The sequence below is a fragment of the Levilactobacillus zymae DSM 19395 genome, from assembly GCF_001434115.1.
Classification (GTDB): Bacteria; Bacillota; Bacilli; order Lactobacillales; family Lactobacillaceae; genus Levilactobacillus; species Levilactobacillus zymae.
Genome location: NZ_AZDW01000013.1, coordinates 41,907 through 63,846 on the forward strand (window position 1 = coordinate 41,907; position 21,940 = coordinate 63,846).

The 21,940-nt window shown below is 53.5% G+C and carries 21 protein-coding genes; 20 read left to right on the forward strand and 1 reads right to left on the reverse strand.

The genetic code is table 11. From position 1 onward, the window contains the following. The first annotated feature begins 1 nt into the window (after position 1). The 16 genes from FD38_RS01785 to holA all read left to right on the forward strand — a co-directional run bounded on the left by FD38_RS01785 (position 2) and on the right by holA (position 16,590). Positions 2 to 979, forward strand: a complete 978-nt coding sequence (locus tag FD38_RS01785) for an alpha-ketoacid dehydrogenase subunit beta (protein WP_057730597.1) — start codon at positions 2 to 4, stop codon at positions 977 to 979. A 78-nt stretch (positions 980 to 1,057) separates the two neighbouring features. Further along, positions 1,058 to 2,374: a 2-oxo acid dehydrogenase subunit E2 gene (locus FD38_RS01790; protein ID WP_057730599.1), complete on the forward strand. Its 1,317-nt coding sequence runs from the start codon at positions 1,058 to 1,060 to the stop codon at positions 2,372 to 2,374. A gap of 7 nt (positions 2,375 to 2,381) precedes the next feature. Continuing rightward, positions 2,382 to 3,809, forward strand: a complete 1,428-nt coding sequence (lpdA, locus tag FD38_RS01795; RefSeq protein WP_057730601.1) for a dihydrolipoyl dehydrogenase — start codon at positions 2,382 to 2,384, stop codon at positions 3,807 to 3,809. 168 nt (positions 3,810 to 3,977) lie between these two features. Further along, positions 3,978 to 4,883 (forward strand): Rossmann-fold NAD(P)-binding domain-containing protein, encoded by a 906-nt coding sequence (locus FD38_RS01800; RefSeq protein ID WP_057730603.1) that lies wholly within the window; start codon positions 3,978 to 3,980, stop codon positions 4,881 to 4,883. Beyond that, positions 4,884 to 5,183: a UPF0223 family protein gene (locus FD38_RS01805; protein ID WP_057730605.1), complete on the forward strand. Its 300-nt coding sequence runs from the start codon at positions 4,884 to 4,886 to the stop codon at positions 5,181 to 5,183. It begins immediately after the preceding gene. Continuing rightward, positions 5,183 to 5,974: an inositol monophosphatase family protein gene (locus FD38_RS01810; RefSeq protein ID WP_057730607.1), complete on the forward strand. Its 792-nt coding sequence runs from the start codon at positions 5,183 to 5,185 to the stop codon at positions 5,972 to 5,974. The genes FD38_RS01805 and FD38_RS01810 overlap by 1 nt, the downstream gene beginning before the upstream one ends. Before the next feature lie 136 nt (positions 5,975 to 6,110). Further along, positions 6,111 to 7,955 carry a translational GTPase TypA gene (gene typA / locus FD38_RS01815; protein WP_057730611.1) on the forward strand — a complete coding sequence of 615 codons (1,845 nt, stop codon included), beginning with the start codon at positions 6,111 to 6,113 and terminating at the stop codon, positions 7,953 to 7,955. Positions 7,956 to 8,377: 422 nt separating this feature from the next. Next, positions 8,378 to 9,532, forward strand: coding sequence for an FtsW/RodA/SpoVE family cell cycle protein (locus tag FD38_RS01820; RefSeq protein WP_057730612.1), 1,155 nt, complete (start codon positions 8,378 to 8,380; stop codon positions 9,530 to 9,532). 21 nt (positions 9,533 to 9,553) lie between these two features. Then, complete coding sequence (locus FD38_RS01825) at positions 9,554 to 9,838, forward strand: YlbG family protein (protein WP_057730614.1); 285 nt, start codon at positions 9,554 to 9,556, stop codon at positions 9,836 to 9,838. Continuing rightward, positions 9,835 to 10,392 (forward strand): 16S rRNA (guanine(966)-N(2))-methyltransferase RsmD, encoded by a 558-nt coding sequence (gene rsmD / locus FD38_RS01830; RefSeq protein WP_057730615.1) that lies wholly within the window; start codon positions 9,835 to 9,837, stop codon positions 10,390 to 10,392. The genes FD38_RS01825 and rsmD overlap by 4 nt, the downstream gene beginning before the upstream one ends. Before the next feature lie 2 nt (positions 10,393 to 10,394). After that, positions 10,395 to 10,883 carry a pantetheine-phosphate adenylyltransferase gene (gene coaD / locus FD38_RS01835; protein ID WP_057730617.1) on the forward strand — a complete coding sequence of 163 codons (489 nt, stop codon included), beginning with the start codon at positions 10,395 to 10,397 and terminating at the stop codon, positions 10,881 to 10,883. Positions 10,884 to 10,933: 50 nt separating this feature from the next. Further along, positions 10,934 to 11,941, forward strand: coding sequence for a SepM family pheromone-processing serine protease (locus tag FD38_RS01840; protein ID WP_371862756.1), 1,008 nt, complete (start codon positions 10,934 to 10,936; stop codon positions 11,939 to 11,941). A 107-nt stretch (positions 11,942 to 12,048) separates the two neighbouring features. After that, the gene (locus tag FD38_RS01845) at positions 12,049 to 12,768 is read left to right on the forward strand and encodes a helix-hairpin-helix domain-containing protein (protein ID WP_057730620.1); all 720 of its coding nucleotides are present in this window, start codon (positions 12,049 to 12,051) and stop codon (positions 12,766 to 12,768) included. Positions 12,769 to 12,815: 47 nt separating this feature from the next. Beyond that, positions 12,816 to 13,298, forward strand: a complete 483-nt coding sequence (locus FD38_RS01850) for a ComE operon protein 2 (RefSeq protein WP_057730622.1) — start codon at positions 12,816 to 12,818, stop codon at positions 13,296 to 13,298. Continuing rightward, the gene (locus tag FD38_RS01855) at positions 13,295 to 15,553 is read left to right on the forward strand and encodes a DNA internalization-related competence protein ComEC/Rec2 (RefSeq protein ID WP_225430753.1); all 2,259 of its coding nucleotides are present in this window, start codon (positions 13,295 to 13,297) and stop codon (positions 15,551 to 15,553) included. The genes FD38_RS01850 and FD38_RS01855 overlap by 4 nt, the downstream gene beginning before the upstream one ends. 2 nt (positions 15,554 to 15,555) lie before the next feature. Further along, on the forward strand, positions 15,556 to 16,590 hold the full coding sequence (holA, locus tag FD38_RS01860; RefSeq protein WP_057730624.1) for a DNA polymerase III subunit delta: 1,035 nt from the start codon (positions 15,556 to 15,558) through the stop codon (positions 16,588 to 16,590). A 78-nt stretch (positions 16,591 to 16,668) separates the two neighbouring features. Here holA and rpsT read toward each other — a convergent pair whose 3' ends face one another. Further along, entirely contained in the window at positions 16,669 to 16,923 is a 255-nt protein-coding gene (gene rpsT, locus FD38_RS01865) for a 30S ribosomal protein S20 (RefSeq protein WP_045807966.1), read from the reverse strand. A 277-nt stretch (positions 16,924 to 17,200) separates the two neighbouring features. Here rpsT and rpsO point away from each other — a divergent pair, with 277 nt between their 5' ends. The 4 genes from rpsO to tuf all read left to right on the forward strand — a co-directional run bounded on the left by rpsO (position 17,201) and on the right by tuf (position 21,904). Continuing rightward, the gene (gene rpsO, locus FD38_RS01870) at positions 17,201 to 17,470 is read left to right on the forward strand and encodes a 30S ribosomal protein S15 (RefSeq protein WP_057730626.1); all 270 of its coding nucleotides are present in this window, start codon (positions 17,201 to 17,203) and stop codon (positions 17,468 to 17,470) included. A 208-nt stretch (positions 17,471 to 17,678) separates the two neighbouring features. Further along, the gene (locus FD38_RS01875) at positions 17,679 to 19,544 is read left to right on the forward strand and encodes a ribonuclease J (protein WP_083485245.1); all 1,866 of its coding nucleotides are present in this window, start codon (positions 17,679 to 17,681) and stop codon (positions 19,542 to 19,544) included. A gap of 66 nt (positions 19,545 to 19,610) precedes the next feature. Further along, positions 19,611 to 20,540 (forward strand): hypothetical protein, encoded by a 930-nt coding sequence (locus tag FD38_RS01880; protein WP_057730627.1) that lies wholly within the window; start codon positions 19,611 to 19,613, stop codon positions 20,538 to 20,540. A gap of 173 nt (positions 20,541 to 20,713) precedes the next feature. Next, positions 20,714 to 21,904, forward strand: coding sequence for an elongation factor Tu (gene tuf / locus FD38_RS01885; protein ID WP_057730629.1), 1,191 nt, complete (start codon positions 20,714 to 20,716; stop codon positions 21,902 to 21,904). The last annotated feature ends 36 nt before the right edge of the window (positions 21,905 to 21,940 follow it).

The following is a 21,940-nucleotide window of genomic DNA, read 5'->3' on the forward strand; positions in this document are numbered from 1 at the left end:
CATGGCTAAAATGACGTACATTAAAGCGATCACTTCTGGACTAGATCAAGTCTTAAACGATGATCCAAAGACTCTGATCTTCGGTGAAGATGTTGGGAAAAACGGTGGTGTGTTCCGGACGACTGTCGGCTTGCAAGACAAGTACGGCGAAGACCGGGTCTTCGATACGCCATTAGCTGAATCCGGAATTTTAGGATTAGCCATTGGGTTAGCTTTGACCGGTTGGCGGCCAATCCCCGAAATCCAATTCATGGGCTTCACGTTCGAAGCCATGGATGGGATCGTGGGCCAGTTAGCCCGGGATCACTACCGCTTCGGGGGCACTAAGAACTTCCCAGTCACGATCCGGACACCATTTGGTGGGGGGACTCATACCGCCGAAATGCATGCGGATAACCTGGAAAACTACTTTGTTAGCACCCCAGGGCTGCGGGTGGTTACCCCAGCTAACCCTTACGATGCCAAAGGAATGATTATCTCCGCGGTTGAAAGTGACGATCCGGTTCTCTTCATGGAAAACCTGAAGCTTTACCGGTCCATGAAGGACGAAGTGCCCGATGACAAGTACACGGTGCCGTTGGATTCCGCTAAGGTCGTTCGCGAAGGTAAGGATATTACCATCGTGGCTTACAGTGCCGAAGTTAACGAATCCTTGAAGGCCGCCGATGCCTTGGCTAAGGACAACATCGATGCCGAAGTCATTGACTTACGCTCCTTGTCACCAATCGACACCGACACCATCTTTGCTTCTATCGATAAGACCCACAAGGTCGTTGTCGTTCAAGAAGCCCAAAAGATGGCCGGGGTTGGAGCCCAAGTGGCTTCCGACATCGCCGAAGAAAAGATTATGTCCCTGGATGCGCCAATCGGTCGGGTTGCGGCCCCAGATAGCGTTTACCCATTTGCCCAAGCTGAAAACGATTGGATTCCGAACGCGGATGACATCGAAGCTAAGGCTCGCGACATTTTCAACTACTAATTTTAAAATAAACTCAAAAACAAAAAAATACGATGTGGGTGACATCCTACATTATGATGAAAGAAAGGAAGTTTTCCCATGGCTTATACGTTCAAACTCCCGGAGCTTGGTGAAGGGATGGCCGAAGGCGAAATTTCTTCATGGCTAGTTAAAGAAGGCGACCAAGTTAAGGAAGACGATACGTTAGTCGAAATCCAAAACGATAAGTCGGTTTCGGAATTGCCATCGCCCGTAAATGGTACCGTTTCCCAAATTGTTGCGCAAGAAGGTGACACCGTTGAAATTGGTGATCCCCTGATTGTGATTGATGACGGTTCAGACACGCCTGCCGACTTAGGTAAGGGTGGCGACGCCAAGGAAGAAGCTGCGCCCGCCGAAGAGGCCGCACCAGCTGCTACTGAGACGGCTGCTCCTGCCCCAGCCGCCGCAACCGGCGTACCCGCAGCCTCCGACCCGAACAAGTTAGTGATGGCCATGCCATCCGTGCGGCAATACGCCCGTGACAAGGACGTGGACATTACCTTGGTCACCCCAACTGGGAACCATGGTCAAGTCTTAAAGGCCGACATCGATAACTTCAACGGTGCTGCTGCACCGGCTAAGGCCGCTGCGCCAGCTGCTGCCGCAGCCCCAGCTGCCACTAAGAGTGCTGCTGGTGGTGCCATCAAGCCTTGGCAAGCTGATCGTCCTGATCTGGAGACGCGTGAACCAATGTCACCAATGCGGAAGATCATTGCGAAGAGCATGCGGACTTCCAAGGACATTTCGCCACACGTTACCTCGTTTGACGAAGTTGAAGTTTCTAAGTTGATGGCTAACCGGAAGAAGTACAAGCAAGCTGCCGCTGACCGCGACATTCACTTGACCTTCTTACCTTACATTGTGAAGGCTTTGGTTGCTGTGATGAAGGACTTCCCTGAAATCAACGCTTCGATCGACGACACGACTCAAGAAATCGTCTACAAGCACTACTACAACATCGGGATTGCGACGAACACGGATCACGGGCTGTACGTGCCAAACATCAAGGCGGCGGATTCTAAGGGTATGTTCCAAATCGCCAAGGAAATCACCGAAAACACCCAAGCCGCTTACGACAACAAGTTGTCGCCAGCTTCCATGGCCGGTGGTTCCATTACCATCAGTAACGTGGGCTCCATCGGTGGTGGCTGGTTCACGCCAGTTATCAACCAACCTGAAGTAGCAATCTTAGGGGTTGGCCGGATTGAAAAGGCACCGTACGTCAACGACGATGGCGACATTGTGGTTGGTCGGATGCTGAAACTTTCCTTGAGTTACGATCACCGTTTAATCGATGGTGCCTTAGCTCAAAACATTTTGAACGAAATGAAAGCATTGCTGCATGATCCAGAAATGCTGTTAATGGAAGGATGATCGAAATATGGCAGATGTTGAAAAAAAGGATACCGTCATCATTGGTGCCGGCCCCGGCGGTTACGTCGCTGCAATTCGGGCTTCAGAATTAGGCCAAAAGGTTACGCTGGTCGAAAAGTCTGACACCGTTGGTGGGGTATGTTTGAACGTTGGCTGTGTTCCTTCCAAGGCCTTAATCCAAGCTGGTCACCGCTTAGAGGCGGCCAACCATGGCGACCCTTACGGAATTACAACCCAACCCGCAACGATTGACTTTAAGAAGACCCAAGACTGGAAACAACACAAAGTGGTTGACCGGATGACCGGTGGGGTCAACATGTTGCTCAAGAAGCACCACGTTGACGTCGTAAACGGTGAAGCCGTCTTCTTAAGCGATACGCAATTGCGGATTATGCCAACCGGTGAAAAGCAATTCATGTCGACGGATACGGGTCGGACTTTCGAATTCAATAACTTGATTATTGCTTCCGGGAGTCACCCCATTGAAATCCCTGGCTTCAAGTTTGAAGGCCGGGTCATCGACTCCACTGGTGGGTTGAACTTACCAGAAATCCCTAAGGAATTCGTCGTGATTGGTGGGGGTTACGTTGGGACCGAATTAGCTGGCGCGTACGCGAGCTTAGGGTCACACGTGACGATCATTGAAGGAACGAAGTCCATTCTGCCTAACTTCGAAAAAGATATGGTTTCAGTTGTCCTGAAGAAGTTGAAGAAGAAGGGTGTTGACGTGATTACCAACGCCATGGCCAAGAGTTCTTCTCAAGACGACAACGGTGTGGCGGTCACCTACGCGGTGGACGGTAAGGAAACCACGATTAAGGCGGACTACTGCATGGTCACCGTTGGTCGGCGGGCAAATACCGATAACTTAGGCTTAGAATACACTAAGGTTGAGTTAGACGATCACGGTTTGGTCAAGGTGGATAACCAAGGCCGGACGGCTTCCGAACACATCTTCGCCGTTGGGGACATTGTGGCTGGGCCTGCCCTGGCACACAAGGCCTTCTACGAAGCCAAGACGGCGGCCGGTGCCATTGCGGGCAAGAAGGTGGCCAACGATTACGTCAGTGTTCCGGCGGTCTGCTTCGCGGACCCAGAATTAGCAACGGTGGGTTACACGGCCGCCGAAGCTAAGGACAAGAACATTGCCGTGAAGACCGCGAAGTTCCCATTTGCCGGGAATGCTCGGGCGGTTTCACTGGACGAACCCGATGGCTTTGTTCGGTTCGTTTACACGGACGACGACAACAAGAACATCGTGGGGGCCCAAGTGGTTGGCCCTGAAGCCAGCACCATGGCTGGTGAATTGTCACTGATCGTTAACGGCGGCATGAACGTCGAAGACGTTGCCTTGACGATTCACCCACACCCAACCTTGAACGAACCAATTCAAGAAGCGGGCGACATTGCGTTGGGCTTCCCAACTCATCTGTAAATCGATTTGAAGTTAGCTTAAACCTAGAGGAGAACAGCGGGCCACGACCCGCTGTTCTCTTTTTGTGTCTTAAGAACCAGCGGGGGTGGCGGGCTGTGGCTTGCTATCCCGGCGGCATCACTTATAATGGGATTATGACGATAATTCAGAGAAAAGTGGAGGGGTTTAATGAAACCAACACTACTCATTCAAGGGGAGCTGACCCAGACCTGTCAGTTGCTCCAACAATTGCTAATTGCTGATTTACCGGTGGACTGTGTGGTCTTACCTGAACACACGACCGATACGCCGCAGTATCAAACCCTAGTCGTGGCGAGTGCGTTGTGTGCGCAACTCTCCATTCGGGTGGGGACCAACACGGATTACGGCCAGGCGGCTTGGTTGGTGGTGCTCGACCGGTCGAGTGCGGAGGTCGCCTTGCCCGAACGCGTCGCTAATTTACGGCGGTTGATCAGCCGGATCCTAGAGAACGGGTTTCAGGGCCAAATCATTTTTGCCGGGCAGCATGACGAACTGTTGACCTACTTTGCTTGGAAATATTCGGGAGCGGCCCCGGGCCAAATCTGGGGGTTGGGCACTTACCCGATGACGCGGTTACTGACGTGCCGCCTGGCGGAACGACTCGGCGTGGGACCGGGCGCCATTCAAACCACGGTAGTGGGGCGGGCGGCCGAACCCATCCCGGCGTGGAGTCGAACCTACGTGGGACCAACGCCGATTTTAATGTATCTGGCCACGGCCGATGCAAAGTTTAACGCCGACGATTTGGGCAAGATGGGGACTTGGCTCCAACGGGAAGCCGTGGCATCGCAAACGACGTTACGGCTAATGGTGTTGATCCGCATTCTACGGGCTGTTTTGGCCAATCAACCCCTGATCGTGCCGGTCGCTCATCCCCAACCGACGGCCCCGACCTACGCGGCGGCGACCCCGGTGCTGGTGACGGCCAACGGGTGGAAACCGCTACCGAACTTAGCCTTATCTGAAGATGAGCAGCAACCCTATGCGGCCACTTTGGCGGCTATCCAAGATGAAATCGCCCAGATTGAGGGCACCCAAACGGAGGGAAAATAAATGGCGCAAACCACGAATTATGAGTATCCACTGTTCCCGGACTGGTCAACGGCCGACATTTTAACGGTCACGCGGTTGTATCAAGCAATCGAGGCCGCTTACGAGCAACCGCGAGGCGTTGAGGCCGCGAAAATTTTGGCGGCCTACCGGGAGTTTCAAACGGTGGTGCCCCAAAAATTTGAGGAAAAGCAACTGGACCGGGACTTTCAAACAGCTTCCGGGTATAGTATTTACCGCACCGTCAAACTGGCGCGGCAATTGGGAACGGGACGGGTCAACATGAAAGGAACGCAGAACTAATGGCAACCGATTGGCAACAACTTAGTCGCGACGTCGAGGCACTTCTCAAGGAAGCCCGGCGTCAAGTGATCGCGAAGATGCACCAAACTTTGACGGTGGACGAAAAGACGGGACGTAAGGACCTGGTCACCAACGTGGATAAGGGCAACGAACAGTTCTTGATTCGCGCGATTCGCCAACTCGACCCGCAAGCGCAGGTGTTAGGCGAAGAAGGGTTTGGCGATAACGTCACGTCCGTGAAGGGCCGGTTATGGATCGTGGACCCCATCGACGGGACCATGAACTTCGTGAAGCAACGGGACAACTTTGCCATGATGATTGGGATCTACCAAGATGGCGTGGGCCAACTCGGCTTTATCTATGACGTGATGAACGACGTTTTGTACCACGGCGGGCCCCAGCTCGGCGGCGTCTGGGCCAATCAGCAGCAACTCGGGGCGCCGGCGGACTTGGCGTTAGCGGACGGTCTGATCGGGATGAGTTCCCCGTTGGTTATCAAAGACGTTGCGCACACCCAGGCCATTGTGCATGCCAGTGCAGGGATGCGGGTCTACGGGAGTGCCGGGATTGAAATGATTAATATTATGTTGGGAAAGACCCTCGGCTACATCTCCTACTTGAAGCCGTGGGATTTTGCGGCGGGTCAAGTCCTGTTAAATACGTTAGGGGTTCGAACCTCAACTATTGACGGGCAACCGCTCGATATGCTATCATCTAACCTTGTACTAGTAGCGACGAAACAAGCGCAACGTGATATTCTCCAAATTGAAGAAGATGACGTCTCACTGTGACCCGGTCACAGTTTTTTTATGCGACCGGCCGGTATGGATGGACTTTGCCGGTCATTGACGCTACAATAAGGCGTACTTACCCTGTGGGTGCGTCAAGCACCATCTAATTCAACAAGCACGAAAGGAAGAAATACACTTGAAAACCAGAGATGATATCCGTAACATTGCCATCATTGCCCACGTTGACCACGGGAAAACGACCTTAGTTAACGAAATGCTGAAACAGTCCGATACGTTGGACTCCCATGCGTCCATTGAGGACCGGGCACTGGACTCGAACGCAATTGAACGGGAACGGGGAATTACGATCCTGTCCAAGAACACTGCGGTTCGTTACGGCGACAAGCAAATCAACATTTTGGACACCCCAGGACACGCCGACTTTGGTGGTGAAGTGGAACGGATCATGCGCATGGTTGACGGCGTTTTGTTAGTTGTCGATGCCTACGAAGGAACGATGCCACAAACCCGTTTCGTTTTGAAGAAGGCCTTGGACCAACATTTGACCCCAATCGTGGTCATCAACAAGGTTGACCGTCCGGGCGCTCGCCCATCCGAAGTGGTGGACGAAGTTTTGGACCTCTTCATTGAATTAGGTGCCGACGAAGACCAATTGGACTTCCCCGTGGTTTATGCATCTGCCATGAACGGAACGTCCAGCTACGATCCAGACTTGGACACCCAAGAACACACCATGCAACCAATCTTCGACACGATCGTTAAGCACATTCCAGCGCCTATCGATAACGAAGACGAACCTTTACAATTCCAAGTTGCCATGCTGGACTACAACGATTTCGTTGGTCGGGTCGGGATCGGCCGGATTTTCCGGGGCAAGATCAAGGTCGGCGATAACGTTACCGTGATGAAGTTGGATGGCTCCAAGCAAAACTTCCGGGTGACCAAGTTATTTGGGTACTTCGGTTTGAAGCGTTTGGAAATCAACGAAGCCAAGGCCGGTGACTTGATTGCCGTTTCCGGGATGGAAGAAATCAACGTTGGGGAAACCGTTGTGGACCCGAACCACTTGGAACCACTTCCACTGTTACGGATCGACGAACCAACCTTGAAGATGACTTTCCGGACGAACGACTCGCCATTTGCTGGTCGTGAAGGGAAATTTGTCACTTCTCGTCAAATCGAAGAACGGTTGAAGCGTGAACTGCATACCGACGTTTCCTTGCGGGTCGACGACACGGATAACCCAGGTGCCTGGGTCGTTTCCGGTCGTGGTGAATTGCACTTGTCCATCTTGATTGAAACTATGCGGCGTGAAGGCTACGAATTACAAGCTTCCCGTCCAGAAGTTATCTACAAGACGATTGACAACACGCGTTGCGAACCATTTGAATCCGTCCAAATCGACACCCCTGACGAATACACCGGGGCCATCATTGACTCCCTGTCCAAGCGGAAGGGTGAAATGAAGAACATGGAATCCGTTGGGAACGGTCAAACCCGTTTGACCTTCTTAGCCCCAACTCGTGGGTTGATTGGGTACTCCACGGACTTCTTGTCCATGACGCGGGGTTACGGGATCATGAACCACACGTTCTCCAAGTACATGCCAGTGATCAAGAACTGGAACCCAGGTCGTCGTAACGGGACTCTGGTTTCCATCAACTCTGGGAAGGTCACGACTTACGCCATCATGGCCGTTCAAGACCGGGGGATTATCTTTACGCCTGCCGGAACGGAAGTCTACGAAGGGATGATCATCGGTCAGAACAGTCGTGAAAACGACATCTCCGTGAACATCACGCGTGGTCGGAACCAAACCAACGTCCGGGCCGCTGGGTCTGAAGATATCGCTAAGGTTAAGACGCCATTAGTGATGTCACTGGAAGAATCTCTGGAATTCATCAACGAAGACGAATTCTGTGAAATTACCCCAGAACACGTTCGTTTGCGGAAGCAAATCTTGAACACCAGTGAACGTGAAAAGGCAGCCAAGAAGTTGCGTCACGGGAACAACAAGTAATTTTAAACTTTAAAAATTTTGCCGGAAGACTCAGTGGGAAACCACGGGCCTTCCGGCTTTTTTTGACCGCAATTTGGTGCGAGCTGCGGGGAAATACCTCGACTGCTGGGCGGGCGTGGCGGATCTTGGCTAGTAGCGGTCGGCAGGGGGATTAAGAAATGTTAAAACGTGATGACACGGCGATTCCGCGCGGTATCTGTGATACAATTAATTCCGAGTTTGGTATAATGTAAACATTACGCGGAGTGCTGGTTAAGGCTGGCGGCTTGCCGTAAGGGGCGCGGCCATCTGGACGCTGTCGGCGAAAGCCGGTGGTGTCAATCGTGGGCCCGTTGACTGACGGGAATGAGCCCCATCAATCGGCAACGCTGCGGACACATTCGAATGCCGGATTAACCGGCAGGCTTGGGGCGAACGAACGTATGCGAAGATTAAAATATTTAGATTATTGGTTGGTGGTCCCTTATCTGGTGTTAAGCCTGTTAGGGATCGTCATGGTGTACTCGGCCAGTGCCGACATCGGTAACCAAAATGGGGGCAGCCCGACCAGCTATCTGGTCAAACAGTCCCTGTACGTGATCATGGGACTGATCATTGTGGGGTTCATGTTGGCGATGAATTTAGAAAAATTACGCCACCCAACCTTACTGCGCTGGTTGAGTTACCTCGCGATTGGCTCGTTGGCGGCGTTACTGTTGGTCGGTAAGACCGTTAACGGGGCCGCGGGCTGGTTTCACTTTGGCCCCATCAGCATTCAACCAGCCGAGTTTGTGAAATTTTATTTGATTATTTGGATGGCCAACACCATCACTAACCGGCAAGATGACCTGGCGACCGAGGGTTGGTGGACGACCATGTGGCAACCCATCGTGACCAGCGCGCTGATCGTCGGGTTGATTTTTATTCAACCTGACCTTGGCGGGGCGGCCATTAACGCCAGCATCATCGTGGTCCTGCTCTTTGCCAGTGGGTTTAACTGGAAGTGGGCGACGGGCATCATGAGCGCGGGATTACTTGCCATCGTGGTCGTGATTATCCCCCTCCTGGTCAAGCTTTCGGAGACCAGAATGGCACAGGGGTCCTACCAGTTACAACGAATGGTGGCGTTTAAGAACCCGTTTATTCATTCCCAGGGAGTCGGCCAACAACTGGTGAACTCCTACTATGCGCTGAGTAACGGGGGCATTTTTGGGGTCGGGTGGGGCAACAGTATCCAAAAGACGGGATATTTACCGGAACCCAATACCGACTTTATTATGGCCATTCTGGCCGAGGAACTGGGCTTGCTGGTGGCGTTAGGCGTGATTGCGTTACTTTTCTTGATGATCACCCGGATTGTCCTGGTGGGCGTCCGCAGCAACTCGACCTATTACGCGCTGGTGTGCTACGGGGCGGCGACCTACTTGACCGTGCAAACGTTCTTTAACATCGGCGGGGTCTTGGGTCTCTTACCAATCACCGGGGTCACGTTCCCGTTCATCAGTTACGGGGGGTCCAGTACCTGGACGTTAGCCCTGGTCCTGGGTATCGTTTTAAATATCAGTGCGCGGCAGAAGCACTACCGCGCCACACATTAACCACAAGAAGGGGTGAGTCCCATGGCATTTGAAATTCAGCCACGGCAGAGTTTGATCGTGTATACCTATAGTCTCAAACAGACGCGCCAACTGAAACGCTACGGTACCGTGATGTACGTCTCAAAGAAGATGCGGTACGTGGTACTGTACGTGAACCAGGATGAAATTGACGAGTTGACCCAGAAACTGCAGCGGTTACGATTCGTTAAACGGGTCGTGCCGTCGATGCGGCCTAAAATCAAGGAAACGTTTAATGGGGTCACGGATCCCGAAGAAGACGCGGAAGCAAAGGATGATGACGCATGAGAATTGTTGCAGGTGATTTTGGTGGCCGGCGCTTGAAGGCCGTGCCCGGGATGGCGACGCGACCCACTACGGATAAGGTCAAGGAAGCCATGTTCAACATTATCGGTCCCTATTTCGACGGGGGCCAAAGCCTGGACCTGTTTGCGGGGTCGGGCGGGTTAAGCATCGAGGCCGTCTCGCGGGGCATCGACCGTGCGGTGTTGATCGACCGCCAGTATGCCGCGATTAAAACCATCAAGGACAACGTGGCGGTTACCAAGGCGCCGGAACGCTTTGAAATCCTCAAACGCGACGCTAACCGGGCCGTGCAGGAACTCGCCGGTCGGGGAGAACAGTTCGACCTGGTGTTCTTTGACCCGCCGTACGCCCAACAAAAAATCGTGCAACAAATGACCCAATTACGGGAATTAAAGTTATTGACGGCCACGGCGCGAATCATCTGCGAGACGGATCAGAACGCCCAGTTGCCGGAAACGGTGCCGGGGTTTGAGTTTGTGGAACAGCGAAACTATGGGATTACCGTCTTAACCATTTATGCAGTAGGAAGGGATTAACGATGACGATTGCGGTTTTTCCGGGGAGCTTTGACCCCTTAACCAATGGCCACTTAGACTTGATCACCCGGGCCAGCCACCTGTTTGACCAATTGATTGTGGCGGTCGGTCAAAATACGGCCAAAAAAGGCGTTTTTACGCCCGCCGAACGGGTCGCCTTTATCGAACAGAGTATTCCAGACTTGCCTAACGTGACGGTGCAGATCGAAACGGGATTGACCGTGGCGTTCATGCAGCAATGTCACGCCACGGTGCTGATCCGGGGACTACGCAACAGCGTCGACTTCGAGTACGAACAGGGCATCGCCGGAATGAACCATCATTTAGATGCGCACATCGAAACGGTGTGTCTGATGGCCGATCCGCAGTACCAGTTCGTGTCGTCGAGTTTATTGCGAGAAGTCGCCAAGTTTGGCGGGGACCTGACCACGCTGGTGCCGGTCCCGGTCGCCCAGGCGCTAGCCCAACGGTTGGGAAGTGACCGACCATGATACGACGGTTACGGCAGACTACCCGGGAACAACGGACCCAATTTGTGGGGATGCTGGTGGCGGTCCTGGCCATCCTAGCCTTCTTCATGCTCCCCTTACCGGAGTACATCGAAGGGCCGGGGTCAGCGGATAATTTGAAATCGTTCGTGAAGATGCCCGGCCATCCGGATAAACGGAGTGGGAAGTTTATGATCACTTCCGTGGCGGTGGCGCAGGCCCGCCCGGTCAGCTATCTGTACGCCAAGCTCAATCCCCATTATTCGGTCGAGTCCACGGCGAACGTCACGGGGGGCGAAAGTAACGCCACTTATGACAAGGTGCAGGACTTCTACATGCAAAGTGCGATCAACGAGTCGATCTACACGGCTTACCGGGCGGCCAAACGACCGGTGACCCGGCAATATCTGGGAATTTACGTGGTCAGCGTAGATGACCAGTCGCCGTTTAAACACGACCTACAGGTTGGCGACACCGTGACCAAGGTCAACGGCCGCCATTTCAACAACATGGTGGGCTACCAGACTTACATCCAACGTCAAAAGGTTGGCAGCCGGGCCACCATTACCTACCAACATAACGGCAAGACCCGCACGGCCACCGCAAAGTTGATGAGTTTGCCGACCAAGAAGGCCGGAATCGGCATCACGCTGACCGATAACGTTAAGGTCGTGCCCAAGACCAAGGTCACCGTGAATCCCGGCAACATTGGGGGGCCGTCCGGTGGGTTGATGTTTAGCCTCCAAATCTACCAACAGCTGACCAACGAAAATCTACGTCACGGCCGCAAGATTGCCGGGACGGGGACCGTGGACAGTAACGGTGACGTGGGGGAAATTGGCGGTATCGATAAGAAGATCATCGCCGCTAAGCGGGCCGGGGCCACGATTTTCTTTGCTCCGTATGTCAAACCCACCAAGGCCTTGTTGAAGTATGAAGAACATCACCAGACGAACTATCAGTTGGCTAAGGCCACGGCGAAGAAGTACGCGCCGAACATGAAGGTCGTCCCGGTGAAGAACTTTCAGGACGCCTTGCACTATCTCCAAACGCATCCTTAACCCCAATCGGGTCGCCACCTTTCCAGCGAAAGGTGGTTTTTTTATCACTTGAAAAAAATTATCGCGCGGTTAGCCGGAGTTATCTGCGTGACGAGGAGGTGAGAGGGATGCAACGAATCATAACGTGGTGGGAACAGCTCCCCCACTACCAACGACTGCTAGGGATGGTGATCGTTGGGGGCTTGGTCATTGGCGGGCTGTGGAGCGCTTTACGCCCCGCGCCAGCGACCACGTCGACCGGACTGGGAACGCCGCCACCGGCAACCACGGAGGTGACGAGTTCGTCGGGAACTGGTTCGACGCGTACGAGTCGGCCCGTTACCGAGGCGCCCGGGGCTTCTGGGGCGGTCAGCCACGACACCCAAGTCTGGGTCGACGTTCAGGGGGCGGTCAAACACCCCGGCCTGTATCAGTTTGCCCAGGGGATGCGGGTGGCCGACGCACTCAAGACGGCCGGTGGGGTGACGCCGCGCGCGGATCGGCGACAGATTAACTTGGCCTTACGCCTGACGGATCAGCAACAACTTTACGTGCCCTTAAAGGGCGAGAAGGCGCCAGCAGCGTCGGCTGGCAGTGGGACTGGTAGTCCGGCAACGCCAACCAGCGGGGCGACAAGTGGGACTAGTTCGGGGAGCACGCCGGTCAACCTGAACACGGCGACCGTGACCGAATTACAGCAACTCACGGGAGTCGGGGCGAAAAAGGCCCAGAAAATCGTGGACTACCGGACCCAGCATGGACCGTTCAAAAGCGTCAAGGATCTGACGCAGGTCGCGGGCTTTGGGGAGAAGACGGTCGCCCATTTACAAGCTCAGCTGACGACTTAGGGCGTGGTATACTGAATTGTAAACTGAAGAAACGGGGTAATAGCGACATGACGAAAGAACGAATTCCGTGGGACCAATATTTTATGTTACAAGCGTTAGTGATTTCGACCCGGAGCACCTGTAACCGGTTGTCCGTCGGGGCCATCGTGGTCCGCGACCGCCGGATCATTGCGGGCGGGTACAACGGCTCGGTTTCGGGCGACGACCATTGTCTCGACCAGGGGTGTTACCTGGTCGACGGGCACTGTGTCCGGACGATTCACGCGGAAATGAACGCGATTTTGCAGTGCGCGAAGTTCGGTGAAGCCACGGATGGCGCGGAGATCTACGTTACGGACTTCCCGTGCTTACAATGCACCAAGATGTTATTGCAGGCGGGGATCACTAAGATTACCTACCTGCGGAATTACCATAACGATCCGTACGCGCAAAAACTGTTAGATTTGAAGCACGTGGCCGTCCAACAGGTCACCGTCGATTCCCAATTGTTAACGCATTTATCGTTTGACCAACCCAAGACGGAGCGGTGACTGCGGCTCACTGGTTTTTGGCCAGTCTGCCGGTCGCCGCGTTAAGCGTAATGCTAGGCGGTCACTGGTTGGGTGGCGGGGTACTGCTCCTACTGAGTGTTGGGCGAGTCCTCACGTTACGGTCGTTACCCACCCTCTTGGTGACCGGGGGATTATTACTGGGATTCGCTGGGTGGTTCGGTTGGCGGCAAACGCAGCTGGATCAGCGGCGGTTAGCCGTGACGGCGCTGCAGCCGGTCACCCTGCATCTCCGAGTGCAACCGGACAGTCCCGTGATTCACGGTAGCGGGTATACGCTAGTGGGGCAACGTCCGAACGGGGAGCGCCTGACGGTCCACGGAACCCTGCATTCGGCTAACGAGTTAACGCAACTTCGGCAATTGCGGCGGCCAACTTGGTGGACGGTCACGGGCCAGGCGAGTGGCCTGTTACCGGCGCCGAACTTTAACCAGTTTGATGCGGCCCGCTACTGGGGCAACCGGGGCATTGTCAACACCGTCAAGGTGACGAGTGCGACTTGGCGACCGGCCGCTAGCCGGGGGCTGACCTGGTGGGCGGATACCTGGCATGGTTGGCGCAGCAGTCTGATTCGGTACTGTGAGCAACTCCCCGGAGCGTTACGTGTGTACGCGCTGGGCCTATTTCCGGGTAGTCGGGCCAGTGAGGCGCCCCAGGAACTCGCTGGGATGCAGCGACTAGGATTGATCCACCTCTTTGCCATTTCGGGCTTGCACGTCGCGTTGGTCCTGACGGTGGCCGAGTGGGGACTGATCCAGGCACGGTTACCGCGCGAATGGTGGGAGTGGGGCCTATTAGCGGGACTACCGGGCTATGCGATCCTGGCCGGCGGTGGCAGTGGTGTCTTGCGGGCCTGCTGGATGCGTGGTTTACAGCTGGGGGGCCGCCGGCTGAAGCGGCCCGTTAGCCCACTGGGTGCCTGGACGGGCGCCTTTTTGGTGGGGCTGGCGCAAAATCCGGGATTGGTGTTCGAACTGGGGAGTCAGCTCAGTTACGGCCTATCGTTGGCGTTGATCCTGCTCAAGGAAGAGACTTCGCGTTGGCGGGAGCTGGGATTGACCCTACTGGGCTTGCCCAGTCTCCTGAGCGGTGTCTTTCAGTGGCACAGTCTGACCATTCTCGCCAACTGGGTGGTGGTCCCGTTGTTTCCCGTGCTCCTGTTACCTTTGACCGTGCTGGGCACGCTGACGGGACCTCGTTGGCCGGCAATCACGAACGGGTGTGCCGCCGGTTTAGCGGGGATCGATGACCTGTTGCGCCGGGTCGCGGCGTTACCGGGCAATGTGGCCTTTGGCAAACCCTATTGGGGAATTGCGGTCGCGTGGTACCTGGGAACCTGGTGGATCTGGAGTCGGCCACCCCAGCAACGGCGACGCTGGCTGGTGGGCCTGCTGGTGAGCTATGGCCTGGTCTTTGTCGGCATCCACTATCCGCTCCACGGTGAAGTGGCCTATTTCGACGTGGGGCAGGGGGATAGCATCCTGATTCGCACGCCCGGTAACCGCCGGGTGACGCTGATCGACGTGGGTGGACGCCTGGCGTTTCCCCAACCCGCCTGGGCACCGGTACGGCCGGTGACCTACGGGGCCGAATATACCAGTGTGACTTACCTGAAGAGTCGGGGAATCACCCACATCAACGACATTTATTTGACCCATCATGATGCGGACCACATTGGCGATTTACCGGCGCTCTTGGCCGCGTTTCGGGTCGATTGTGTGTGGGTCTCGACGGGAATGGCGCGGGAAGCGGCCTGGCAACGGACCGTGGCCCGGTACCCCGGCTTACGGGTCCGCCCCTTACAGGTGGGCGTTCCGGCGTCACTAATGGTCCACCATCCCTTCGCGGTCATGCCGGCCGATAATGCCGGTTCACTCGCTTTACAGGGGGACTTTGGTGGGTTAAACTTCCTATTTATGGGAGATTTAGACCAGGCGGGGGAACAGAAGATTTTAGCGGCCCAGCCCCACCTGCGGACCGACGTCTTAAAGCTAGGACACCACGGCAGTAAGACCGCCACGGCGGCGAACTTTGTGGCCCAAGTCCGGCCCCGACTAGCCATTATCTCGGCGGGCCGGCATAATCGCTACGGTCATCCCAGTCCCGAAACCTTACGGACGCTACAAGCGGCGAACCTACCATGGGTCAGCACCCAGCAACGGGGGATGATCCGCTACGTTTATCGGGGCCAGCACGGAACTTGGCAAACCAAATTAAATTTAAAAGGGGAATCCTAGGCGTGACGATAACACAACTCTTAAAACAACTGGCGGCCGGTCAGGTGACCGCCCCCATCTACGTTATTCTGGGCGAAATGCCCTATTTTCAGCACCGCTTAAAGACGGCGTTTAAGCAACTGGTGCCTACGGAAGAACAGACCATGAATTATGCCAGTTATGACCTGGAGACGGTCCCGTTAGCCGTAGGACTCGACGATGCGATGGCGGCCCCGTTCTTTGGGGAACGTCGGGTGGTCTGCCTGGACAATCCCGTTTTTCTGACCGGCGAGACCAAGAAAAGCAAGGTCGACCACGATTTGAACAGTCTCGAGCAATACTTAACGGCGCCGATGACCAGTACCGTGTTGGTCTTTTTCGCCCCGTATGCCAAGTTAGACGGGCGCAAGAAGATCGTTAAGCAACTCAAAAAGGTGGCCACCACGGTCGAATTAGGGGACTTTGCGGAACGTGAAGTCCGCCAATTCTTTCAGGCACAGTTAAAGCAGGACGGTTACACCATGGTACCGGCCGCGCTGAACGATTTGATCCAACGAACGGATGCCGACCTGTCACTGATGATGAATGAACGCGAAAAATTGGAACTCTTTACGTTACCCGACCATGAGATCCAACCCGCTGCGGTCCAGGGTCTGGTCCGCCAAACGCTGACTCAAAACGTGTTTGACCTGGTCAACCGGGTCCTGGCCAAGAATACGGCGGGAGCCGTGGCGTTGTATCGCGAACTCCTTCAGGCCAAGGAAGAGCCCTTACGGATCAACGCGATTCTGCAGGGACAGTTTCGTCTGTTGATCCAGACCAAGGTGTTGGCCCAACAGGGGTATAGTCAAGGGAAGCTAGCCAGCACGCTCAAGGTCCATCCGTACCGCATCAAGTTAGCTTTGCAGACGCACCGCCGGTTTCACTTGGACGATCTCAACCGGGCCTACCTGGGCCTGTTCAAGGTGGAACAGCAGATGAAGTCGACATCTTTAGATCCCGAGCTGCTCTTTTCACTTTTCATGACGCAGTTTGCGGGCCAAAAAGCCACGGTCTAAAAAATCGGGAACACAAAAAGGCGCAACCAATAAATTGGTCGCGCCTTTATTACATCATCTCATGAGGTTGATGTGTGATTACTTAGCTAAACGGGCAGCCATCCGTGACTTGTCACGGGAAGCCTTGTTCCGCTTGATTAAGCCCTTGGAAGCAGCCTTGTCTACGGCAGCACTAGCTAAACGGAATAATTCTTCCGCGTTGTCAGCACCGGCAGTCTTAGCTTGTTCGAAACGCTTAACAGCAGTCCGCATCGTGCTTAATTGTGCGGAGTTACGTTCGTTAGCCTTAACGTTAGTCTTGGCCCGTTCGATAGCAGATTTGATAATTGGCATGAAAATTTCACCTCCGAATGAGAAATCCTGGTACCGGAAATCTTAATTTCAACGTATGTCATTATACAGAACCCTGAGGGGGAATGCAATAGCTACGCCAGATTATTGTAAAGCAATTTTACTTGATAGCCACTTTTGGCGAAAGCCTTGCGTTTTGGTAATTTTTCCAGTATGATAAATAACTGTGCGAAAAGCACAAACCTCTGACTTAGTTTGTCGGCGGCCACCGACGACTTACTCAGTTTGGGGCACTTATTTGAAAGGGTGGTAATTTACCATGGCTATCAGTCAAGCACAAAAGAACGAAATCATCAAGCAATACGCACGTCACGAAGGTGACACCGGTTCGACGGAAGTTCAAGTTGCCGTTTTAACCGCTGACATCAACGAAATCAACAAGCATATGCAAGCCCACCGCAAGGACTTCCATTCCCAACGTGGGTTGATGAAGAAGATCGGTCACCGTCGTAACTTATTAGCTTACTTACGGAAGACTGACGTTCAACGTTACCGTGAATTAATCAAGAGCTTGGGCCTGCGTCGTTAATTCGTCGTGGAACCTACGAGTCCATTCCCGTTTTGGGGATGGGCTTTTTTTGTTGGGCGAGCCTCGCATCATAGTTCTGTATTTGGGTAAAGTATGGTAAACTGAAAGAAGTTTAACTACGGACGAAATTCGGTACCCATACCGATAAGCAATCTGCGCAACGTTGCGGGATTGACCAAATTAAAGAAAAGATACTTGAGGTGAACTTATGAGTGCAAAAATTAAAATCATTCCGTTTGGCGGGGTCCGCGAAAACGGAAAGAACATGTACGCCGTGGACGTTAACGGCGGCATCTACATCTTAGACTGTGGGTTAAAATACCCGGAAAATGAACTCCTAGGGATCGACGTGGTGATTCCGGATTGGGATTACCTGCGGGAAAATAAGGACCGGATCGTGGCGGTCTTTCTGACCCACGGCCATGCCGATGCCATCGGCGCGTTACCCTACTTTTTGAGTGAATTTAACGTACCCGTCTTTGGGTCGGAAATGACGGTGGCCTTAGCTAAGATTAGTGTGGCCAACGAGCCGAAGGTCAAAAATTACGATGATTTTCACGTGATCGACGAAAAGACCGAAATCGACTTTGGTGACGTGGTGGTTTCCTTCTTCGCCACGACCCACTCGATTCCCGAATCCTTGGGGATCGTGCTGAAGACCGATGAAGGCCGAATCGTCTACACGGGCGATTTCAAGTTCGACCAGACGGCACAACCAGGGTACCAGACCGACTATGCGCGGCTGGGGGCCATTGGTCAGGCGGGCGTTTTAGCGTTACTCAGTGATTCCGCAAATGCCGAAAACCCTAAGATGAACGCCTCCGAACAAGAATTGGCGGAAGCCATCGAAGAGACCTTCCATTACCGGGATGGCCGTATCGTGGTGGCTTGCGTGGCGTCTAATATCTTACGGATTCAACAAATCTTCGACGCCGCCGTCAAGACGGGCCGGAAGGTTTGTTTGACGGGCCAGGATTTAGAAAAAATCGTCCACACGGCGATGGATCTAGGCAAGTTGTCCTTTGACGACGACCTGCTGATCACACCGGAACAAGTGGAAGCCTTAGACCCGACCGAGACGGTCATTTTGCAGACGGGGAAGATGGGGGAACCTATCAAGGCCCTCCAACGCATGGCTAATAAACAAGAAAAGCAATTAAACATCCAACCCGGGGACCTGGTCTACATCGTCACGACCCCATCACACGCCATGGACACCACGGTGGCCCAGACGCGGGACATGATTTATCGGGCCGGGGGCGAAGTCAAGGCAATCTCCGATGAACTCAATTCGTCGGGGCACGCTTACAAACGCGACCTGCAATTAATGCTGAACCTGATGAAGCCCCAGTACTTGATTCCTATTCAAGGGGAGTACCGGCTGTTAAACGCGCACGCACAAGCGGCGTTAGAATTAGGGATGCCGGCCGACCACATCTTTATTTTGGCTAAGGGCGACGTTTTGACCTATGCCGACGGTAAGATGGGACTCGGTGACGGCATCGACGTCAGTGATACCATGATTGACGGGATCGGTGTGGGTGACATTGGCAACATCGTCCTTCGCGACCGGAAAGTTTTGGCGGACGATGGGATCTTCATCGCCGTAGTGACGATCGATCGCAAGAAAAAGCAAATCGTCGCGGCACCGAAGATTACGTCACGGGGCTTTGTTTACGTGAAGGCGAACAAGGACCTGATGCAGGAGAGTTCGGATATCATCTGCAAGACGGTGCAAAATAATCTGGATAATAAAGAGTTTGACTGGGGCCACCTGAAACAAGATGTCCGTGAACACCTGAGTCATTACCTCTTTGACCAGACCCACCGGCGGCCCGTGATCTTACCCGTCATCATGGAAGTTAACCAGCATCACCGGCGGACGGGAAAGAGCAAAACGGCGAAGGCCGCTCAGTCGGAAGCCAAGCCCGCAACCAAGGGGCACCAGACTAAGGGCCAAAAGGCGCAAAAGGCCAAATCGGCCGATCAGGCACCGTCGGAACACCCGAAGAGTAAAAATCATCGGCGTCGGCGGCGGAACAATCACGCCACCGCAACGGATAAAAAAGATTAAGTGAATTGGGGCCAACTTTCGGTAAGAAAGGGGCCCTTTTCGTTTCCAGTATTAAGGAGGAAATCCATGGATTCAGCACAATTTCAGCGGGCGCTCGCGGCGTTTCAGCAGGAACAGTGGTCCCAGGCCAGTGCGGCGTTTACCACGCTCTATCAGGCCCACCAGACGGCAGAACTGAACCGGTATCTGGCGACTAGTCTCTACCATGATCAACAGTTCTTGGCGGCGGAACAAATTGCCGCGGAAAACGACCGGGCATATTTGATCGATCAACGGTGGTTTACCCAGCGATTGACGATTGCGTTAAAGAATCAACAATTTATCTTTGCTCGCCAGTGGTGTCACTTACCGGAAGCTCAAGCGTGGGCGCAGGCGGGATTGGCCCAGGTCGTTACGGCCGAAGACCAAGCCCGACAAACGCTGGGCGCAACGCAACGGGTCATCGCTAAGCAGTTTTACCATTTGGGGGATACCGACTTAGCCGAGCAACAGCGGCGGATTAAGCGGGCGCAGCAGCTGCCCCTGCGAGAGTTTTTGCGGGGAGTTCAGTATTTATTGGTGGATCCGTTCTTACACCCGCTGCTGCGGGCGACCCTATTAGAGGAACTTTCGCGCTTACAGCTCGATCAGCCGGTGCGGCTCCAATGGCTCGACGACCAGATTTACACCGTTGAGACGGCTAAATTGGGACCGGTGGCGGCCGGTCCGGCAGCGCAAGCCGCGTTGACCTACCTGACCACGCAATTTGCGCAAACTAATCCCGGATTAGTGGCTAACGTTCGGCAAACGCTTAATTTACAATTAATGTTGTTATACCCGTTTGCGGACAAAGTTTTAACTGCGCCGGAAGCGTGGATCGATTATTTAGCGGGTCGCCCCGTGCAAACCGCAATTTCACCGGAACAAGCTAAACAGCTAAAAACTTGGCAAAAACGCTTAGGGAAGCACTTACAGGACCTATTTGCCGCAATAAATAACGAAAAGCCCGAAAATTAGTGATTTTTTAGTTTACAAATAATTGGTGAGCAGATATACTAGTCAAGGATTCTTTTTTAGAGGGTTCCAGCTTTCCCTTTCAAAGAAGAAGTAGTATAATTTTACGCAAAGAGTTGTTAATTTTCGTCTGAAAATTAAGGATTCTTGCGATAAAATACAGGAGGGTTTCATTAATGGCTGAAAAAGAACATTATGAAAGAACTAAACCCCATGTAAATATTGGTACTATTGGCCATATTGACCATGGGAAGACGACGTTAACTGCTGCAATCACTAAGGTATTGGCTGACAAAGGTTTAGCTAAGGCCGAAGATTACGCAGATATCGATGCTGCTCCAGAAGAACGTGAACGTGGTATCACGATCAACACCGCCCACGTTGAATACGAAACGGAAAAGCGTCACTACGCCCACATCGATGCTCCAGGACATGCTGACTACATCAAGAACATGATCACTGGTGCCGCTCAAATGGATGGTGCCATCTTGGTTGTTGCCGCAACCGATGGTCCTATGCCACAAACGCGTGAACACATTCTGTTAGCTCGCCAAGTTGGTGTTAACTACATCGTGGTCTTCTTAAACAAGACCGACTTAGTTGACGACGACGAATTGGTTGACTTAGTTGAAATGGAAGTTCGTGAGTTGTTGTCCGAATACGATTACCCTGGTGATGACATTCCTGTTATCCGTGGTTCTGCCTTGAAGGCTCTTGAAGGCGACCCAGAACAAGAAAAGGTTATCTTACACTTAATGGATGTCGTTGATGACTACATCCCAACGCCAGAACGTGACAACGAAAAGCCATTCTTAATGCCTGTTGAAGACGTCTTCACGATCACTGGTCGTGGGACGGTTGCTTCCGGTCGTATCGACCGTGGGACTGTTAAGATTGGTGACGAAGTCGAAATCGTTGGTTTACACGACGACGTATTGAAGACGACCGTTACTGGTTTGGAAATGTTCCGGAAGACGTTGGACCTTGGTGAAGCCGGGGATAACGTTGGTGCTTTGTTACGTGGGATTAACCGTGAACAAGTTGTTCGTGGCCAAGTTCTGGCAAAGCCAGGTTCGATCCAAACCCACGAAAAGTTCAAGGGTGAAGTTTACATCTTGAGCAAAGAAGAAGGTGGCCGTCATACGCCATTCTTCTCCAACTACCGTCCACAATTCTACTTCCACACCACTGATATCACTGGTGTTATCGAATTGCCTGATGGCGTAGAAATGGTTATGCCTGGTGACAACGTGACGTTCACTGTTGAACTGATCCAACCAGCTGCCATTGAAAAGGGTACGAAGTTCACTGTTCGTGAAGGTGGCCACACCGTTGGTGCCGGTACCGTTACGGAAATTGACGACTAATTAAGTTTTCTTAATTAGCTGTACCGCAAAAAGGAG

Excerpts from the sequence above, each read along its gene's own strand:
- FD38_RS01785 (WP_057730597.1), top strand. The coding sequence starts at position 2 with ATGGCTAAAATGACGTACATTAAAGCGATCACTTCTGGACTAGATCAA.
- FD38_RS01790 (WP_057730599.1), top strand. The coding sequence starts at position 1,058 with ATGGCTTATACGTTCAAACTCCCGGAGCTTGGTGAAGGGATGGCCGAA.
- lpdA (WP_057730601.1), top strand. The coding sequence starts at position 2,382 with ATGGCAGATGTTGAAAAAAAGGATACCGTCATCATTGGTGCCGGCCCC.
- FD38_RS01800 (WP_057730603.1), top strand. The coding sequence starts at position 3,978 with ATGAAACCAACACTACTCATTCAAGGGGAGCTGACCCAGACCTGTCAG.
- FD38_RS01805 (WP_057730605.1), top strand. The coding sequence starts at position 4,884 with ATGGCGCAAACCACGAATTATGAGTATCCACTGTTCCCGGACTGGTCA.
- FD38_RS01810 (WP_057730607.1), top strand. The coding sequence starts at position 5,183 with ATGGCAACCGATTGGCAACAACTTAGTCGCGACGTCGAGGCACTTCTC.
- FD38_RS01820 (WP_057730612.1), top strand. The coding sequence starts at position 8,378 with ATGCGAAGATTAAAATATTTAGATTATTGGTTGGTGGTCCCTTATCTG.
- FD38_RS01825 (WP_057730614.1), top strand. The coding sequence starts at position 9,554 with ATGGCATTTGAAATTCAGCCACGGCAGAGTTTGATCGTGTATACCTAT.
- rsmD (WP_057730615.1), top strand. The coding sequence starts at position 9,835 with ATGAGAATTGTTGCAGGTGATTTTGGTGGCCGGCGCTTGAAGGCCGTG.
- coaD (WP_057730617.1), top strand. The coding sequence starts at position 10,395 with ATGACGATTGCGGTTTTTCCGGGGAGCTTTGACCCCTTAACCAATGGC.
- FD38_RS01840 (WP_371862756.1), top strand. The coding sequence starts at position 10,934 with ATGCTGGTGGCGGTCCTGGCCATCCTAGCCTTCTTCATGCTCCCCTTA.
- FD38_RS01845 (WP_057730620.1), top strand. The coding sequence starts at position 12,049 with ATGCAACGAATCATAACGTGGTGGGAACAGCTCCCCCACTACCAACGA.
- FD38_RS01850 (WP_057730622.1), top strand. The coding sequence starts at position 12,816 with ATGACGAAAGAACGAATTCCGTGGGACCAATATTTTATGTTACAAGCG.
- rpsT (WP_045807966.1), bottom strand. The coding sequence starts at position 16,923 with ATGCCAATTATCAAATCTGCTATCGAACGGGCCAAGACTAACGTTAAG.
- rpsO (WP_057730626.1), top strand. The coding sequence starts at position 17,201 with ATGGCTATCAGTCAAGCACAAAAGAACGAAATCATCAAGCAATACGCA.
- FD38_RS01875 (WP_083485245.1), top strand. The coding sequence starts at position 17,679 with ATGAGTGCAAAAATTAAAATCATTCCGTTTGGCGGGGTCCGCGAAAAC.
- FD38_RS01880 (WP_057730627.1), top strand. The coding sequence starts at position 19,611 with ATGGATTCAGCACAATTTCAGCGGGCGCTCGCGGCGTTTCAGCAGGAA.
- tuf (WP_057730629.1), top strand. The coding sequence starts at position 20,714 with ATGGCTGAAAAAGAACATTATGAAAGAACTAAACCCCATGTAAATATT.